At 62.2% G+C, this 17,150-nt stretch carries 11 protein-coding genes; 6 read left to right on the top strand and 5 right to left on the bottom strand.

The window, feature by feature from the left end:
- The first annotated feature begins 7 nt into the window (after window positions 1-7).
- From UC34_RS17570 to UC34_RS17545, 6 genes are all read left to right on the top strand, one after another.
- Window positions 8-3,400, top strand: a complete 3,393-nt coding sequence (locus UC34_RS17570; RefSeq protein WP_044456589.1) for a hypothetical protein — start codon at window positions 8-10, stop codon at window positions 3,398-3,400.
- A complete protein-coding gene (locus UC34_RS25640) occupies window positions 3,300-4,886 on the top strand; it encodes an RCC1 domain-containing protein (RefSeq protein WP_044456588.1) in 1,587 nt (528 codons plus the stop codon). The genes UC34_RS17570 and UC34_RS25640 overlap by 101 nt, the downstream gene beginning before the upstream one ends.
- A gap of 15 nt (window positions 4,887-4,901) precedes the next feature.
- Entirely contained in the window at window positions 4,902-8,459 is a 3,558-nt protein-coding gene (locus tag UC34_RS17560) for an RCC1 domain-containing protein (RefSeq protein WP_044456586.1), read from the top strand.
- Between the two features lie 102 nt (window positions 8,460-8,561).
- Window positions 8,562-10,244 carry a hypothetical protein gene (locus UC34_RS17555; protein ID WP_052811113.1) on the top strand — a complete coding sequence of 561 codons (1,683 nt, stop codon included), beginning with the start codon at window positions 8,562-8,564 and terminating at the stop codon, window positions 10,242-10,244.
- 84 nt (window positions 10,245-10,328) lie between these two features.
- Window positions 10,329-11,810 carry a hypothetical protein gene (locus tag UC34_RS17550; protein ID WP_157123226.1) on the top strand — a complete coding sequence of 494 codons (1,482 nt, stop codon included), beginning with the start codon at window positions 10,329-10,331 and terminating at the stop codon, window positions 11,808-11,810.
- A 180-nt stretch (window positions 11,811-11,990) separates the two neighbouring features.
- Window positions 11,991-12,674, top strand: a complete 684-nt coding sequence (locus tag UC34_RS17545) for an acyl-homoserine-lactone synthase (protein WP_044456583.1) — start codon at window positions 11,991-11,993, stop codon at window positions 12,672-12,674.
- Between the two features lie 78 nt (window positions 12,675-12,752).
- Here the strand turns inward: UC34_RS17545 and UC34_RS17540 are convergent, their stop codons facing one another.
- The 5 genes from UC34_RS17540 to UC34_RS17520 form a co-directional block, all read right to left on the bottom strand.
- The gene (locus tag UC34_RS17540) at window positions 12,753-13,466 is read right to left on the bottom strand and encodes an autoinducer binding domain-containing protein (RefSeq protein ID WP_237165141.1); all 714 of its coding nucleotides are present in this window, start codon (window positions 13,464-13,466) and stop codon (window positions 12,753-12,755) included.
- 550 nt (window positions 13,467-14,016) lie between these two features.
- Entirely contained in the window at window positions 14,017-14,397 is a 381-nt protein-coding gene (locus UC34_RS17535) for a DUF1801 domain-containing protein (RefSeq protein ID WP_044456582.1), read from the bottom strand.
- 157 nt (window positions 14,398-14,554) lie between these two features.
- Entirely contained in the window at window positions 14,555-15,715 is a 1,161-nt protein-coding gene (locus UC34_RS17530; RefSeq protein ID WP_044456580.1) for an iron-containing alcohol dehydrogenase, read from the bottom strand.
- Window positions 15,716-15,748: 33 nt separating this feature from the next.
- Entirely contained in the window at window positions 15,749-16,390 is a 642-nt protein-coding gene (locus UC34_RS17525; protein ID WP_044456579.1) for a branched-chain amino acid ABC transporter ATP-binding protein, read from the bottom strand.
- Window positions 16,383-17,147, bottom strand: a complete 765-nt coding sequence (locus UC34_RS17520) for an ABC transporter ATP-binding protein (protein WP_044456577.1) — start codon at window positions 17,145-17,147, stop codon at window positions 16,383-16,385. Before UC34_RS17520 ends, UC34_RS17525 begins: the two co-directional genes overlap by 8 nt.
- Window positions 17,148-17,150: the final 3 nt, after the last annotated feature.

The following is a 17,150-nucleotide window of genomic DNA, read 5'->3' as shown; positions in this document are numbered from 1 at the left end:
GTCGATCATGAACACCCGCGACAAGTTTTCCCGGCGCGAAGCCAGTGGCGCCAACGAGAGCCGGCAGCTTCAGGCGCCGGTCGTGCCGCTGGCGGAGGCAAACGGCGGGATTCGCCGCAAGGACGTCTACACCAATCTCGACGAATCCATTGCAGTGAATGTGCCGTGGAACGAGCTGATGCTGCCGGGCGACACGCTGGAACTGTATTGGGGCGATAAGGAACTGGCGGTCGACGTCATCATCATTGAGTTTCACACCGATCCGAACTGGCAGATGCACGTTCCTGTGACGGACGTGATTCGGGTCGAGGATGGACTCATCGATGTCTGGTATCACCGGATTTCGTCGTTCGGCGATCCGGTGCCACAGCCGTCCCCGGTCATACAGGTCCTCGTGAAAACGACTGTCCCCGGCGGCAACGATCCCGATCCGTCGACCTTTCCGCTGAACGAAAACTTGCCGAAAGTCATCCTGCCCGATGGGCCGATCGAAGCGCCGATTCCGGACGAAGGTATCCCGGTCACGATCCCTGTCTGGGACAACATGACGGCAGGGGATCGGGTGAAACTGTTCTGGGCAAGCGAGGGAACGCAGTTCGACCCCATCGACGAGACGCAAGTCGACCAACCGCTGACATTGCTCGTGCCGAAGGCCGTGATCGAGAAAGTGGGCGATGGTACTAACGTTGCGGTGACTTACGAAATTCTGGACGTGGTGTCGAACTGGTCGGGGCGCGCCGCACCGTCGTTCATCGAAGTAGACGTCGGTGGCACGCTCTACATCGCGCCCTTGCTACCGGATTTGAATAATGGTGTGCTGGACTACGACGCACTGAACGGCGAGGACGTCCAGACAATCGTCACGCAGAACGGGGACATGGCCGAGGGTGACGACGTAACGATCATCTTCGAGGGGCGCTCGTTCGATGGATGGGAGGTCTCGCATTCCGAGACGAAGACGTTGGGCGGGGACGGTATGGTGAGCTTCGACATCCCGAACGTTAAGGTCGGAGAGGCTGTTCCCGGAGATGGATCCGTGTTCTACCGTGTCGAAGTCGGTGGCGTGGATAAAGGCCGCTCAAGACGTCGGGCGTTCACCATCGAGGGCACGGCTCAGGCGCTGCCGGCTCCCGATGTGCGCGAAGCGAGCGACAGTACGCTCGATCCCGCAGCGGTATTGGCCGGCGCAAATGTCGATGTCGCGCCGTGGGTCGGCATGGCGATCGGCGACCTGCTCACGTTGCGCTGGGAGGGAACGACGGCAGGCGGCGATCCGTTATTGCATACGGAGCCGAAGCGCCTCGAACCCCAACATATCGGCAACACGGTGAGTTTCAATGTGCCCTACTCGAAAATCGCGCCGATTGCGGGCGGGAGCGTCGATGTGCTCTACACCGTGGAGTCGGGTGTGAGCACACGAACGTCGGACCATTTGGCGCTCACCGTGCTTGCGCTTCAGGCGTTGCCGCAACCGATCGTGGAAGGCGAGCGTGGTGGCGAACTGGATCCGGCCGATGTGCCGAATGGCCCGCAATTGACCCTCCCGGAATGGCCGCGCATGGCGGTGGGCGACGAGGTTCGGTGGTTCTGGCTTGGCACGTCGCCCGGCGGTCAGCAATCGGACCTGGAGGACGTGACAGCCGTGGGCGACGTCACGGTACGGGTCGACCGGAACGTGTTGGAGATCAATGCCAACGGTGGCGATACGGTCAACGTTTTGTACGAAGTCACCTACGCTGGCGGCGGCCGTTCGGCATCGCTAACCAAGCAGGTCAGAATCTTGCCGCTATCCGATGCCCTGCTGCCGCCCCCGGTCGTGGAAGAGGCGGTGGGCGATTCGCTCAATCCGGACGACATCGATGAGTTCGCCACGGTCAGAGTGGACCCCTATCCGGGTATGGCAAGTGGTCAGACGGTGTGGGTCTACTTCGGCGAGGGCACCGGAGGCGGCGAGAAAATCGAGAGCTTTCTGGTGTCCGACCAGAACCTGAACCAGCCGATTCACATGTACGTGCCCAAGGCCAAGGTGGAGTACTTCGATACGTCGACGGTGACGGTGTATTACAGGGTCGTCAAGGCCCCTGGCGTGGAGGAGCGCTCGGAAGACCTTGTGCTCAACGTCAGCCGACCCGTGCGCTGGGGTGCGCCGAGCGTGCCGCAATCCATCGATGGCAATCTGCCCGAGGGGGCCTATGAGCGGGGCGTGCAGACCATCGTGCACCAACATCCGGACATGCAGGCCAACGACGTCATCGATCTCTACTGGGAGGGGGCGGGCAAGCCAACGTACCCGGACCGTGTGGTCGTGGGCGTACCGATGGATTTTCCATTTCGCGTGGAGAAGGCGATTGTCGATCGCTGGAAGGGAGAAACGGTCACGATTCGCTACACGGTCACTCGGGCAAGCGGCATCATCCACTCCGATCATCTGACGCTGAATGTGGGATTCGTGCCGACGGATCTGGCCGATCCGGAAATGGATCAGGTGATCGACGACAAGCTCAATCTGTCCGATCTCACCTATGGCGCGGACGTGCGGGCGCTCGCGTACGACGGCATGCGAATCGGCGACTACGTGCACTTTGACTGGGCGGGTGGCGAGGAGAACGATGGCGTTACCGTTAAAGTGCAAATCACCCAGAACATGGTCGGCCAGCCAGTCGAGGACTACTTCCGCCTCGTCGACATTGAACCGTATATAGACCAGACGGTGGACGTGTCGTATCGGGTGCTCCGGCAGAATGTCCCGGTAGGGCAGTCCAATCCGATCACGTTCGGGGTCGTGCGCGATGCCGCGACGTTCGACCCGCCACGCATTCCTGCCGTCGTCAACGGTGAACTCGATCTGCGTCAGGTCACGGGCGGTGTCGAAGTGATTGTGGACGTCAACGAGGCGATGGCGCGTGGCGACGACGTGGTGCTGACGTGGGATTGCTCGAACGATGCTGGCGACTATTCCAATACAGTGCCCGTTGGCGGTGGCGCCACCGTTGAGTTCACCGTGCCGTTCGAGTACCTCGAGGCCGGGATCGACGGCACCGTGAACGTGTCCTATGAAGTGCGGCGCGGCGGCGGCCTTCGTCATCCGCATGACCGAGTTGCCTGCGGTGGTGATGACGCAAGCGAACGGCGGCAATCTGGACCCGGACGCCGTGCCGCCGCAAGGTGCGACGGCATCGATCGATGCGTCGGCCAGGTTCGAAGTGGACGACGTTGTCACGCTCAACTGGCAGGGCGTTCCGCCGTATCAGGTACCGCATACGATTCAACCGACCGATATTGGCAAAGACCTGCTGCTGATGGTGCCGAAGAGCAACGTCGAGAGCAGCGACGGCTCCGTCGTCAAGGTCTACTACACGATCCTGCGCAAGATTGGGGGAGAGACGGAAACGTCACCTGATGCCACTTACACCGTCGGGCGCGAACTGGGCAAGGGCGACCTGACGGTGTTGGGGGCGCGCAATGGCAGCGCGGCATATCGTGCATCGAGCTCTCCGCGCTACCTGCGCGCCATCAGCACGGCGACGCGCCAGGACATTACCGCGGAGTGGCGTTACGAGGGCGATCTGTCGGGCGCGACGGGCACGTCGTTCCTCGATACCCAGCCGTGGCGTGTGATCCATGCGCGCACGGCGGATGCCGCTACGTCGGTTTTGCCGGTGCATTTCTCTGGCAGCGGCACCGACAGTGCATCGACCACGGGAGCAGCGGCGTTCGGCGCATTGCTGACTTTGGGACGGCCGTACGCGTGGGGACATCGTAGCTGGGGCGCGAACATCGACCCCAACCTCATCGGCAATGCCGGGTTCGTCGAGATCAGCACGTCCCCTTCGTCGATGGCGGCGCGTCACAGCAACGGTACGGTCTCCGTGTGGGGACAGTCGAACACCGGAGGTGTAGTCACGCCGATACCGGTCAACATTCGACGCGTGGTGGGCAATGCGGGGGCCTTTGCCGCCATCCGGGACAACGGCACCCTGCAGGCGTGGGGTAGCGAGAGTCAGGGCGGTAAGCTCAACGACGCCGCCAGTCTTGTCAACGATGCCGATCGGGTCGTCGGCAGCGGCTGGGCGTTCTGTTGCCGACGCGTGGGTGGTGAGCTCGTTCCGTGGGGACCGGCCACGCACGGCGGTGAACTGCCGCCGGCGCTGATTGCGCAGAAGTTCAAGGATGTGATGGGCAACTTCGGGGCGTTCTGCGCCTTGCGCGAAAACGGGACGTTGGCCGCGTGGAAGGATGACGCTTTCGGCGGGGTATTGAAGAACGGCGCCGAAACTGCAACGAACGTCGCATCGCTTGGCAGTGCGACGTCACGCGCGTTTTCCGTCATTACTACCGACCGGAAGATCATCGCGTGGGGGCCGGACACCCACGGCGGCGCGCTCTCGGAGGCCGCCAGGCTCGTTTCCGATTGCGTCGAAATCGTCGCCACCTGGGGCGCGTTCTGTGCGCGTCGGCAGAACGGCAACGTCGTGTGCTGGGGAGACCCGAACCGGGGCAACAACTTCCCGCCTGCCTGGGCCGCCTACGACTTCATTCAGGTGGTCGGCACGGCCCGCGCATTCGCCGGCCTGCTCAGAGACGGGCGGGTCGTCACGTGGGGCGATCCGACCTTCGGCGGCAATTCATCGGCGGTCGCGCACCTTCTGGTGGGCATCCGCGCGGTGTACGCCAACAGCGAGGCGTTTGCGGCGATTCGTGACGACAACGTGGTCGTGACATGGGGGATTCCGAATGGCGGTGGCACACCGACGTCAGAGCAGCAAAACGCACTCAATCAGAACATGAGCTACGAAGCGCCGGGAAACGCGTTGTCCGAGACGTCGGCGCAAGGCAAGGCGCTCGCGATCTACCGTCGCAAGCACGAAACGCTGGTCGTCGGCTAATCGGGAGGCATTGCGATGGACACGAAAAGCAAAGCACCAACGCGCACGACGCCACGCTCGGCCTCCCCGCAGGCATCGCCTTACGTTGCCCCCACGATCGAGGGTGTCGTCGACGGAAAGCTCGACCCGGCTCAAGTGCCCAACGGCCCCAAGTACACCATTCCCGAATGGGACGGCATGGCCGTGGGCGATCGTCTGGAGTGGTTCTGGCTGGGCCAGTCGGTGGGTGGTCAGGACGCCGGTGACTTCAACATCGAAACCGTGGGCGACGTTGAAGTCACCGTGTCGCGCGGCGTGCTCGAAATCAATGCCAATGGAGGTGATACCGTGACCGCAATCTATGCCGTGACTCCGCAAGGCGGAACACGTGAAGAGTCCGAGACAACGCTGGTCGAAGTCAAGCCGCTGAACGATGGCGACACGTTGCCGCCGCCTTGGGTCAAGGAGGCGCCCGACGGCGTGATCGATCCGGACGACATCAACGTCGATATTACCGTGTGCGTTGATCCATACGAGGGCATGGCGGAGGGTCACACGGTTTGGATTTACTTCGGCGAAGGCACGGAGGCCGAGGAGAGCGACGACTTTTACATCTCACAGAACTACGTGGACACGGTCACCGAGATGTACGTGCCCAAAGCCAAAGTCGAGTTTTTCAAAGACTCGACGGTGACGGTGTACTACAAGGTCGAGAAAATCAAAGGTTCCGGTGTGTTCGACGTCTCCGATGAACTCACCCTGATCGTGGGCGAACCGGAAACGGAGCCACGTTGGCCCGCCCCCTATGTCGAGGAGGCAGACGGCGACTATCTGCCCGAAGAGGCTTATCAACGGGGCATTCGAACGGTGATTCCGCTCCATGCGGACATGCAGGCGAACGACATCGTCGATATGTACTGGGGGGAACCCGGGGACGATGGCTATTACCCCGATCGGGTCGTCATCAGTGTGCCGGAAAATATTCGATTGCGAATGACCAAGGACAGAGTCGATCCCTGGCTCGGACGCATCGCCCCCGTGCGCTACACGGTCACGCGCGGCAGCACGGTCATTCGCTCGGAGGTGTTGAAACTTGGCGTGGGCATCGAGCCGCAAAAAATGCCGGCGCCCACGATGGCGCAAGTCAACGAGGCGGGGGAGCTAAACCTTGGTGCATTGACGAAATACGCCGACGTAACCGTGCCCGTGTACGAGGGAATGAGCAGTGGCGACAGGGTCTGGATCGACTGGGGACCAGGCTCCGGGAACGAAGACGACGGACTCACGCTGGCGAACCATGTGAGCGATGAGACCGAAGGCAAGCCGATCGACGATGCGTTCGAAGTCGTAGCGCTTCGGCCGTTCGTGGGGCAGACCGTGCCGGTGACCTATCGCGTGGAGGGCAAACTGGTCAACGACACGTCGGATGCCCTCTGGGTGACGGTCGTCGACGCAGGGCTCGAACTGGCGCCGCCGCGAATTCCTGCGGTCGTCGACGGCAAGCTGGATCCGCGGCAGGTCGCGGGTGGCGCTAAGGTGGTCGTGCCGTTCGACGCTGAGCATATGGAACTCGGAAACACTATCCGATTGACGTGGCGCAGCACGAACGCCGATGCGGATTTCACGCAGGAAAAGCCAGTCGGCGGGGGCGCGAAGGACATCGAATTTACCGTGCCCTTCGACATCGTCGACGCTGGCCTCGACAGCACCGTGACTGTCACTTACGACCTCATCGTCAACGACGATGTGGTGGCGTCGGGCGCGGCGGTTCCATTCGTGATCGAACAGTCCGAGTTACCCGCCGTGGTGATGACGGACGCCAATGAGGGCAACCTGAACCCGGACGATGTGCCCGCCGATGGGGCGACCGTACGCATTGACGAGACCGCGCTCTTTGCGCTGGACGATATCGTCATCGTGTATTGGAAAGGCGTAACGGATCATCAGGTTCCCGACTACACGATCAAGGCCGAGGACGTCGGGGGCGCCATCGAGTTGCGGATTCCGAAGGCCACCGTCGAACAGAGCAACGGCACGGTCGTAGAGGTGAAGTATTCGATTCTGCGAAAGGCGTCGGGGTTGACCGAAGATTCGCCTCGGGCGACGTACGAAGTCGGCCGTGAACTCGCGCAAGGGGACCTGATCGTGCTGGGCGCGCGCAATAGCACCGGGGATATGCGCAACTCGGGCGGATCGAAGTACATGCGCGCCGTGAGCGCCGACAAGCGCGAGGACATCATCGCCGAGTGGCGGTATGACGGCGATACGGCTTCCAAGTCCGGCGCCTCTTTCCTCGATAGCGAACCGTGGCGCCTGCTGCATGTGCGAACCGAAACGGCGTCGACGTCCATTCTTCCCGCGCATGTGGCCGGGTCGGGGATCGACGCCAATACGGCGACGGGGACGGCGGCGTTCGGTGCGCTGTTCTCGACGGGTGCTCCCTACGCGTGGGGAAACGATCTATACGGTGGCGATATCGACACGGCGTTCATGGGCATGACAGCCGTCGAGTTGAGTACGACGCATCACGCGATTGCCGCGCGTCTGGCGGATGGGCGTGCCGTGATGTGGGGCAATCCCGCGAACGGCGCCCCGGTAATACCGTATCCGGCCAATGTGGCTCGCGTTGTCGGCAACCTCGGGGCCTTCGCCTACGTGCGCACCGATGGGACGTTGGGCGCATGGGGCAACGCCGCGACAGCGGGCGTGGTGGAAGGCGATGCCCTGACGGTGAACGATGCTGACAGAATCATCGCGAACTCTCACGCCTTTTGTTGCCTGCGTAAGGGAGGGGAAATCGTGGCATGGGGAACCGTCGCAAACGGTGGCGTTATCCCGGAGCTCATCGAGAATGAAATCGTGACGGATGTGCTCGGCAATACACAGGCTTTTTGTGCGCTGCGCCCCAACAACACGCTCATTGCATGGGGCCTGGGCGACAACGGCGGGGAGTTGAAGGACGATGTCGCCCTGGCACGTGATATTGCCGAACTGGCGGCGGCAACGTCGTGCGCATTTGCCGTCATTACTACGGAAAACAAAGTGATGGCGTGGGGGAAGCCCGATTTTGGCGGGGCGGTCGAAGAAGCCGTCAAGATCTACAACGACATTGTCGAGGTCGTGGCCAACACTCGGGTCTTTTGTGCGCGACGCGCCAACGGGCAGGTCGTGACGTGGGGGCCTCCGAAAGCGACGATCGACTACGGACACCCGCTGCCCGATGGCGTGGCGCTCGAACAGTTCGTTCAGGTTGCCGCATCGTCTGCGGCATTTGCGGGACTCAAGCGAGACGGCACAGTCGTCGTGTGGGGCGATCCGGCGCGAGGCGGAGACGCCTCAGCGGTGGCACATCTGCTGGTCGATATCCGCGCGATCTACGCCAACAGTCAGGGGTTCGCGGCGATTCCGGCAAAGGGCGGGATCGTGAGTTGGGGCGTCGCCGCCGGTGGCGGGACACCTACGCCAGCGCAACAGGATCTGCTGAACCGATACGTGCGTTACGAAGTCGCCGGTTCCACAGTCGATCGGACTTCGCCGCAAGGCCGCGCACTGACCCGATATCAAATGCGTCGCGCTGCGTTGGAGAGGGTGTGAGCATCGCGGTTCGCCACGATTACGGCGGTCGTCGGTGTCGCGCGCGCAGAGGTGCGGCACCCGACAGCGACGGTTGAGAGTCCAGTCTCAGGAGAGAGCATCATGGCAACGACGATTCCAACGGCGCAACGCGCCAAGGCAGCGGCATCGGGTGAGGCCGCAGGCACAGGTGCGCAGATGACGCAGGTGAGCACACGTCGGGCGGTCATCACGGCGGATCACCCGCCGCCGGAGTTCCCGGACCTGGAGGATGGCATCCTCGATCCCGATTTGCCGAGAACCATCGTCAGGGTGCCCGCCTACGCGGGCAGTCAGGCGGGCGATTGGGTCTGGATCCTGTGGGACGCGAAGGTCACCGGTCTTTACGACGATGCTTTTCCCGTGACCGCGCCTGCCGCGGATTTTCCCATCAGATTTCGTGTGGAAAACACCGAAATCAAACCGAACGAAGGCACCACGGTTTCCGTATGGTTCGAGGTCAGGCGCGACGGCGTCGTCGTAGAAACGTCGGACGTGGGGCTCGTTCCCATCGGTGAACAAGTGCCCGAGCCGGGCGATGTCGACCCCCCGGCGATCCAAGGCGTCGTCAACGGCGTGCTGAATCTCGCGGACGTACCCGAGGAAGGCGTGCTTGCAATCGTTGAGCCGTATGCGGGAATGAATGTCGGGCAATACGTCTTCATCGATATCAACGACTCCACGTGGGAAGCGTACGTTCGCATCGCCGACGCCAGTCAGGTCGGACAACCGGTGCCCTTCACGATTCTCAGAGAAGATTTGCAGAAGTTCTCCGGCACGACGATCACGCTGCACACCGTGGTGACGGGGCATGAGAATGGCACGATCAAATCGAATCCTCTGCAAATTCGCGTGCTGGAACCGGTGGGAGAACTGCCTCTGGTCACCGTGCCGGAAGCGGTCGGAAATTCGCTCGTGCCGGAAGATATCGTCGGCGATTTCATCGAGGTCGTGATCGGCCCGTATCCGGGCATTGCCGAAGGCGACAAGATCTCGTTTCGCTGGGTCAATGCGAGTGGCGCGCCTGCACCGTTCCAGAGGGAGGTTACCGTAGGCGGCACGCCGCAACAGGACTATGTCTTCGATGTACCGCGCAATCACGCGGACCTCAACAAGGAGAAGTCCGCGACGCTCACCTACACCGTGACGCGCGGCACGTCGCAAAGCCCGTCCGAGCCGTTCGTTCTGTACATCGGGGAAGCGTTCGAAGCGCCGCTGAGCGTCGACATGTCGAAGTACCGATACATCGTGGGAAACGAGAAGCCGCCGGTGGCCGTGCCGGACTACGCAAGGTTCCTGCGCGAGGCGAAATTCGGTACGCCGCCGTACACCTATGCGAGCGCGGATGCTCAGGTTGCGATTGTCGATAGCGCGGGCTTCGTTACGGTCATGGGCAATGGGTCGGCGCAAATCTCCGCGACCGACAGCCGCAACGAAACGCGATCGTATGCGGTGACGGTCGCCAACCTGAAGACGATGCACTTCGTCAGTCCGTCACAGAACTTTGCGGGCGCCGCCGTCGCTTGCGCCGCCGCCGGACTCAATGTGCCGACGGTGGCGGACATGCAGGCATTCTGGACGACCTATTTCCATAGCTCCGGCCCCGTGGCGCAATACATGGGCTGGCTGTCGTACCAGTTCTGGACCAGCCAGCAGATCGGCGCGGGCACAGCGAACGCCTACGACCTCAATGGACCGGATGAACAGCAGAACGTGAAGGGACGCAACGAAGCGGACTACCTTCAGGTCATCGGTGTGACGCCCTGAACATCGCACGCGCGTCGGGCGCAACGCTCCCTCGAAACCGTCGAAATCACGTTTAGGGAGCGTGGCTCCCACGCGAGGTGTTCCATGTTGATCCGGATGGGGAAAACGGCACGGCGGTTCATGACGCCGGTGCTGGCGATGTCGTTCGCCTGCACTGGCGCGCCTTTCGCGAAAGAACCGGCGCCAGTAGTGTGGGTGCCGACGTCGGCGGCTGCGGCCACACCGCATTTGCCCGGCGCCGAAGTTGCGTTTGCCATCAATCGGCGCTACGCCCAAACGCCCGGGAAGTGTTTTGTCGGCGGCCCTGCGTTCGATTGCTCCGGGGTCATGCTGCGCACGGCGCCGGCGGGCGCACCCGGTACCGATTTCTGGCGCATTGGCTCGGACGAGACGGCCGCCGGCTACGCGCGCATGTATTTTGCGCGACAGGATTTGCCCGCCGTGAATCCGTCCGACGCCGTGGGCTTCATTCTCACCGACCGGCCAACGGCAGCCGGCAACGGACAGCCCTACGACTTCGTTTGCGGTCAGGCGCCGTTGGCCCAGTCGTTGCCGCCATGCGCCAACCCTGCCGACGCTGTCGGCGTGAGCCTCTGGAACGTGACCGATCCGGCGGCGCTCGCGGTGCAGGCCATCTACTACGACGCGGCCAACGGCGGCCAGCTTTCGCAGGCGCTGCGCTATCAGAAGCAGTACTACGACCGCACGGGCCAGTGGATCCCTATCCTCAAGGCAATGCTGGGCGCGGGCGCGGCCACGGCGTTCGGCTTCGACGAGGAAGATCAGCTCAGCTATGGCTTCACGGTGGCGAGCCGACTCGAACAGCGTCATGCCGACACACGCATGACCTGTCCGGACAATACGCCCGGCTATCGCTGCGCGGGCGTGCTGGTTCGCATCACCGGGTATGGGAATTTCAAGTCATGGAACCCGAGCGACCCCTCCCAGGCGCGCAATGGCGTGTCGTTCTCATACGCGCGCGCGGACATGAACATGCGAACGACACACCGGGGCGATCCCGGCGTCATCATGGCCGAATTGCAGGCGCCGACGGGGCACCCGCTGGAGTGGCGTTGCTCCTTTCCTGCCAATGCGGCGTCGAGCGGTCGTCCGGGCGCTTGCGGCACGACCAATGGCGATCTTCGCCTTTGCGACGCGCGGGGTATCACCACGGCCGCACAGTGGATTGCCGCGCACGGTAGCGCGCCGCAAGCGGGCTGCGGACTGTCGCCCAGCGTTGCACAGTTTGCCGTGCTCAAAGACCTGCGACAGACGATCAACAGCCAGCATAACGAAGTCATCATCGCTGCCTGGCCCCCGGATATTCCGGAGCTGCTCCCCATCGAGGCGTGGTTCTATCCGACGCCGGAGGACAAGGGCGGCGCGCAGTACATTCAACAGGACTACATGGCAACGACCGGGCATTTCAAGCCGGTGCTGGCGGTCACGCTCACGAATCCTCCCGGCACCATCTACACCTATCGGGTCGAAGATCAGGAGGGCGCAATGAACCTCGATGCGGTGCTCGCGGTGCCGCGAACCGGACGTCAGGATCCGGACTGGTGACCGAAAGATCGGACCAAACGCCGGACCGGAAATCGCCTTCGGAATCTCACGCAATGAGCGATCTTTGAAGGCCTTTTTCCGCGGTTTGCTTGATGATTTTCGTACCTGTCAACGTTGACAGTTTTCGCTGCTTTTCGGCGTCGCTAATCTGCCTTCATCTACTAACGATGGAGGTTTGGAATGCGAGTCGATGTTATGCGCGGTGCTCAACTGATCCCTTCCGCACGAGGCGAAATTGCGCGCTTTCGCCATCGGGTTTTCGTGGAAAAACTCGGATGGGAAATGAAATCGTCGTCACAGCACGGAATGGCCGCAGATGGTGAGGAATCCGATGAGTATGACCGTGACGACACGATATACGTCACGCTTCGTCACGAGGACGCCATCGTGGGGTGCGCCCGGTTGCTGCCGGCCACGCATCGCTATTTGCTCGGCGATCACTTCCCCCATCTCGTAGACGACCTTCCTGCCGCCGTACACATGGGAGACGGTTTCGACATGGGGGAGGGCGCTTACGCGCATGGCGCGTCGCCGACGCCCGTCTGGGAGCTTTCTCGATTTGCCTGGGAGCCGCCGCAGGCCGAAGGCATTGCGCCGGATCACGTGGATGGCCAGCAGTCGATTCAGGGCGCCCGCGAACTGTTGCGGGCCGCCGTCTTCACGGCGAGTTCATTGGGGGCGCGTCGGCTGATCGGGGTGACCTTCGTCAGTCTCGCGCGCTTGTTCGTCCGTATCGGTGTGCCGACCCACAAGCTCGGCGCGGCGTATCGCATCGATGGTCGTCTGGTGGCGGCTTACCGTATCGACATCGACGATACGACGCGTGCGGCACTCGGCCTGTCGGACGATCGGTCCACGAACTGAGTTAGACCTGCGTGGGGCGAGGCCCTTTCGGGCCTCGCCTGACAGCCGCCGGTTTTCAGCGTCGCGAAGCGGTGGACCTCAGCGCCACATTACGAGCCGAATCGCGCTTTGCACCTTGTTTCGGCAACCTGTCTTGTCGAGGCAGTTGCGAATGTGGAAGTTGACCGTGCGCGTCGAGATACCGAGGATGTCGCCGATTTCATCCGCGGTCTTTCCCTCTGCCGTCCACAACAACACTTCACGCTCACGGCCGGACAACGACGCGAGATCGAAGGGCGGGTGTTGCGGGCGCAGCAGCCGGCTCATCGACTCATGGGTGTAATTCGCCAGTGCGCCCATGCCGACTTGCAGCGAGTTCAGCTCGATGGGGGTCAGGTGCTCTGTCGACCGGCTGAAACTCAGCAGGCCAAATTCCCCGTGCGGCCCCCAACTGGAGCGGGCCACGCCGTGATTCAGGCCGAAGTCGTTGGCGTCACGCCAGAGCGCATCCGCTTGCGGCAAAGCCGGATCACGCCAGGACAGAAGCCTGTCGGTGTGGGCGCCGACGGCAACGGTCGGGTCGATGTCCAAATATCCGCTTGCGCCGTAGTGCGACATCCATCCGGTCGGGTAGCTGTCGAAGACCCGCACTTCCGATTGGGTGGCGCTGCGATGATGACGAAAACCATAGCTGCAATATTCGAAGCCGATACGCTTTGCGAACGAGTCGATTTGCAGGAAAAGCTTCTGTGAGTCGGTGATTCCGTGGCAATGGTCGTGAATAGTTTCAAGCAAATGCATCAAGGCAGACATGATGTCTCCAGGGGGAAGTCGATGCTTGTGCGTTTAACTGTTTTTTCAGAAACACCAGTTCCTCGGGCGCGAGCGACGCCACCACGACGAATTTCGCCGTGTCGGCCCCTGGGTCACTTCAACGCGTCGGAGTTTTAAAATGAATGCGAATACAAGTTGGTGTCGCTGACGTTGGCAATCGTTTCGCACGCCGTGGCAATGCAACTATCGAAAGCTACGCATCGGGATCGGGTGGCTTGGCCACGTGTTTGAATTTCATTCCGTATGCCGATGGGCTGAAGAATATCAACCGGTTTGCGGGTTTTCAATGTCCGCATCGAAAATATCGGAAAACGAGACTCTTAGAATTTCAAGATATTTTTTTGTTGGATTTTGCGACGTATTATTGATGGTTTTTTTATTAAAAACGTATCTTGCTTCGAGGTATTTTGATTGGAATTCGGCCATATTTTTTATTGAGAATAATTATCGATGGCGCGAATGAGTTTCCGTTTTGGGATGTCGAAAAGCGGCAAAAATAGTTAAGTGGTTTCTTAAAACGAATCGCAAGTCAGCCTTGATTCGCCTTGATGGCAGCTTGGATGAGTTGGGTCAGTGCCTTTTCGTCGACCGGATCGCCCTCATGAAAATCGATGGCGCGGCGCGTATTGCCTTCGAGGCTGGCGTTGAAGAGGTGGGTTGGATCCGGGAGCGAGGCGCCTTTGGGGAAGGTCATCTTGACGGTGGCCTTGTAGGCCTCGCCGGTGCAGAGAATGCCGTGGCACGACCAGACGGGCACGCGCCACTTCCACTCCTCGACGATATCGGGAGACGTACGCGTGACGATCTTGCGCAGGTGCGCGAGCAGATCGCCGCGCCAACCGGCCAGTTCGGCGATGCGGGCGTCGATGAGGGTAGCCGCTTCGGCGGCGTCGGGGAAGGTCTTCTTCATGGCGGTGTCCCGGTCCTGAGCGAAGCAACGAGATCGAAGCAACGCGAACGATGAAGCACCATTGTAGCGGGGCGCCGTTAGCAATGAACGACGCCCGCCTGCCCCCCTGCACCCGCCCGCACCGTCAGTCACGGCGATGCAGGCGATGCAGGATGAATCAGAACGCAGCGCTATATATCGCGAACGCGTCCGCCTCGGTGACTTCGCGAGGGTTGTTCACGAGCAGACGCGTCTGGCGCATGGCGTCGCTCGCCATGCGCGCGAGGTCGTCCTGCTTGACGCCAACTTCGCGCAGCGTGCGGGGAATCGCCGTCTCGATGATCATCGACTCGATGTGGGCAATGAGCGCATCGGTTTTCGCCTCGTCGCTACCGGCGGTCTTGCCCGGCAGAACCACCTCGGCCAGTTCGGCGTACAGTCGGCTCGCCGCCGGCGCGTTGAAACGCATGACGTGCGAGAGCACGAGCGCATTCGACAGCCCGTGAGCGACGTGGAAAATGCCGCCGATCGGGTAGGCGAGGGCGTGAACGGCGGCCACCGGCGAGTTGGCAAACGACTGTCCTGCAAACATGGCGCCGACGAGCATCGCCTCGCGGGCGCTGCGATCATTGCCATCGTTGCAAGCCGGCAGGAGATTGCGCGAGAGCAATTCCAGCGCTTTGACGGCCAGCATGTCGGAGATCGGATTCTTCAGATGCGCGGACGTATAGGCTTCGATGGCGTGGACCATCGCGTCGATACCCGTGGCGGCCGTGGCCGCACGCGGCAGGCCCAGCGTCAGTTCCGCGTCGAGGATCGCCAGATCCGCGAAGAGCTGCGGCGCCACCACCCCCATCTTCGTTGTCTCGCCGGTCGTGACGATGGACACGGCCGTCACTTCCGAGCCGGTACCGGCCGTCGTCGGCATTTGCACCAGCGGCAGGCGAGTGCCTGTCACCTTCCTGACGCCGTACATCTCCTTGAGCGACTGCGTGCCGGGCAGCAGCACGGCAAGCAGCTTGGCCACGTCCATCGACGAGCCGCCGCCCAGACCCAGCACGATCTCGGCGTCGGCGGCGCGTGCGCGCTCGGCGGCTTCGAGCACGACATGCTCGGGCGGATCGGCGATCACGTCGTCGATCACCGAGACCTGCCAGTCGTGTTTAGCGAGATCGGCCAGTGCGGGGGCGAGCAAACCGCTCTTGTGCAGAAAGCCGTCCGTCACCACGCACAGACGCTTGCCCGCCGGGAACTGCTCACGCAGCAATGCGCCGAGACGGCGCGCGGCGCCGAATTCGACGACGACGGTGGGAACCGTCTGGAAACGAAACGCGTTCATGATCGTTTTCCTCTTGAAACCTGGTGTTGAAAGCTACGCGACCATCTGGCCGCGATCGATTCGGTAGACGTTGTCGAGCACCGCACCGGCGTGCTGCAAGTCCGCCCCGGAGAGAATCACGGCGAGGCCTTCCCCGCGCATCTGGCCGATCACCTCGGCAATGCGCTTGGACAGCGCGGGGGCCACGCCTTCGAACGGTTCGTCGAGCATGAGCAGGCGCGAGCTGGTCATCAGGGCACGGCCGACGGCCACCAGTTTCTGCTGGCCTCCCGACAATTGCAAGGCACGGCGCGGCGCCCATTCTCGGGCTTCCGGAATGATGCGGTAGACCTTGTCCAGACGTGCCTGCACGTCTTTCGCCTTCAGTGCCCATGCCGGCACGCAGAGATTCTCTTCGACGGTCATGTCCGGGATCAGGCGGCGATCCTCCGGCGCATAGCCGATGCCCAGCGACGTTCGCTCGTGCGAAGGGGCTTTCATCAGATCGACGCCGTCGAACGACAGCGAGCCGCCGTTGGCCTTCACCAGCCCCATGATCGCGCGCAGCGTCGTCGTCTTGCCAGCGCCGTTACGGCCGATCAGCCCGACGATAGCGCCTTTGGGCACCGAGAACCGCACCCCGCGAAGAATGTCCGTCGCGCCGAAGCGCACATTCAGATTTCCGACTTCAAGCATGGGCCACCTCGCCTGCCGTGTGACCGGTGCCCGGCACTGCCGCCACCGTCTCGCCAATGATCAACTCGCGCACCTGCGGGTCGGCCAGCACCACCTCTGGCGTGCCGTCCGCCAGAATGCGGCCGTCGCAAAACGCCAGCACGCGGTCGCTGTAGCGGCGCACGATTTCCATGTCGTGCTCCACGAACAGCACCGTGATGCCCAGCGCGCGTGCCGCGTCGAGCACGCGATTCATCACGTCGAACTTCTCTTCCGCCGCTACGCCCGAAGTCGGTTCGTCGAGCAGCAGGACCTCGGGCTTGCAGACCATCGCCAGGGCGATATCGAGCAGCTTGCGCACGCCTTCGGGCAATGTTCCCGAGACCATGTCCGCAAACTCCAGTACGCCCAGTCGGGCCAGACTTTCGTTCGCGAGGTCTGCCGACAGTCCGGAGATCGCCAGCGCGATTTCGATGTTCTCGCGGGCCGTTTGCGTGCCGAAAAGCTGCGGAATCTGAAACGAGCGCGCAATGCCCAGTCGCGTGATCTTGCGCGGGGCCAGACCCGTGATGCGCTTGCCGCGGAATACGATCTCGCCGCGATCCGGCTTGATGTAGCCCGTGAGCATGTTGACGAACGTCGTCTTGCCCGCGCCGTTCGTGCCGATGAGGCCGACCACGCTCTGCGCGTCGATGTTGACCGTGATGTCCTTCGCGGGCGTTACGCTCCCGAAGGTCTTGTGCAGGCCGGTGGCCTCAATGATGTGTGTCGATGCCATCTC

This window comes from Pandoraea vervacti (genome assembly GCF_000934605.2).
Taxonomy (GTDB): domain Bacteria; phylum Pseudomonadota; class Gammaproteobacteria; order Burkholderiales; family Burkholderiaceae; genus Pandoraea; species Pandoraea vervacti.
The sequence above is the reverse complement of the archived record's forward strand: the minus strand, read 5'-3'. Positions and strand labels throughout refer to the sequence as shown.

Coding starts and splice junctions, on each gene's coding strand:
- UC34_RS17570 (WP_044456589.1), top strand. CDS start 8: ATGAACACCCGCGACAAGTTTTCCCGGCGCGAAGCCAGTGGCGCCAAC.
- UC34_RS25640 (WP_044456588.1), top strand. CDS start 3,300: ATGGTGCCGAAGAGCAACGTCGAGAGCAGCGACGGCTCCGTCGTCAAG.
- UC34_RS17560 (WP_044456586.1), top strand. CDS start 4,902: ATGGACACGAAAAGCAAAGCACCAACGCGCACGACGCCACGCTCGGCC.
- UC34_RS17555 (WP_052811113.1), top strand. CDS start 8,562: ATGGCAACGACGATTCCAACGGCGCAACGCGCCAAGGCAGCGGCATCG.
- UC34_RS17550 (WP_157123226.1), top strand. CDS start 10,329: ATGTTGATCCGGATGGGGAAAACGGCACGGCGGTTCATGACGCCGGTG.
- UC34_RS17545 (WP_044456583.1), top strand. CDS start 11,991: ATGCGAGTCGATGTTATGCGCGGTGCTCAACTGATCCCTTCCGCACGA.
- UC34_RS17540 (WP_237165141.1), bottom strand. CDS start 13,466: ATGTCTGCCTTGATGCATTTGCTTGAAACTATTCACGACCATTGCCAC.
- UC34_RS17535 (WP_044456582.1), bottom strand. CDS start 14,397: ATGAAGAAGACCTTCCCCGACGCCGCCGAAGCGGCTACCCTCATCGAC.
- UC34_RS17530 (WP_044456580.1), bottom strand. CDS start 15,715: ATGAACGCGTTTCGTTTCCAGACGGTTCCCACCGTCGTCGTCGAATTC.
- UC34_RS17525 (WP_044456579.1), bottom strand. CDS start 16,390: ATGCTTGAAGTCGGAAATCTGAATGTGCGCTTCGGCGCGACGGACATT.
- UC34_RS17520 (WP_044456577.1), bottom strand. CDS start 17,147: ATGGCATCGACACACATCATTGAGGCCACCGGCCTGCACAAGACCTTC.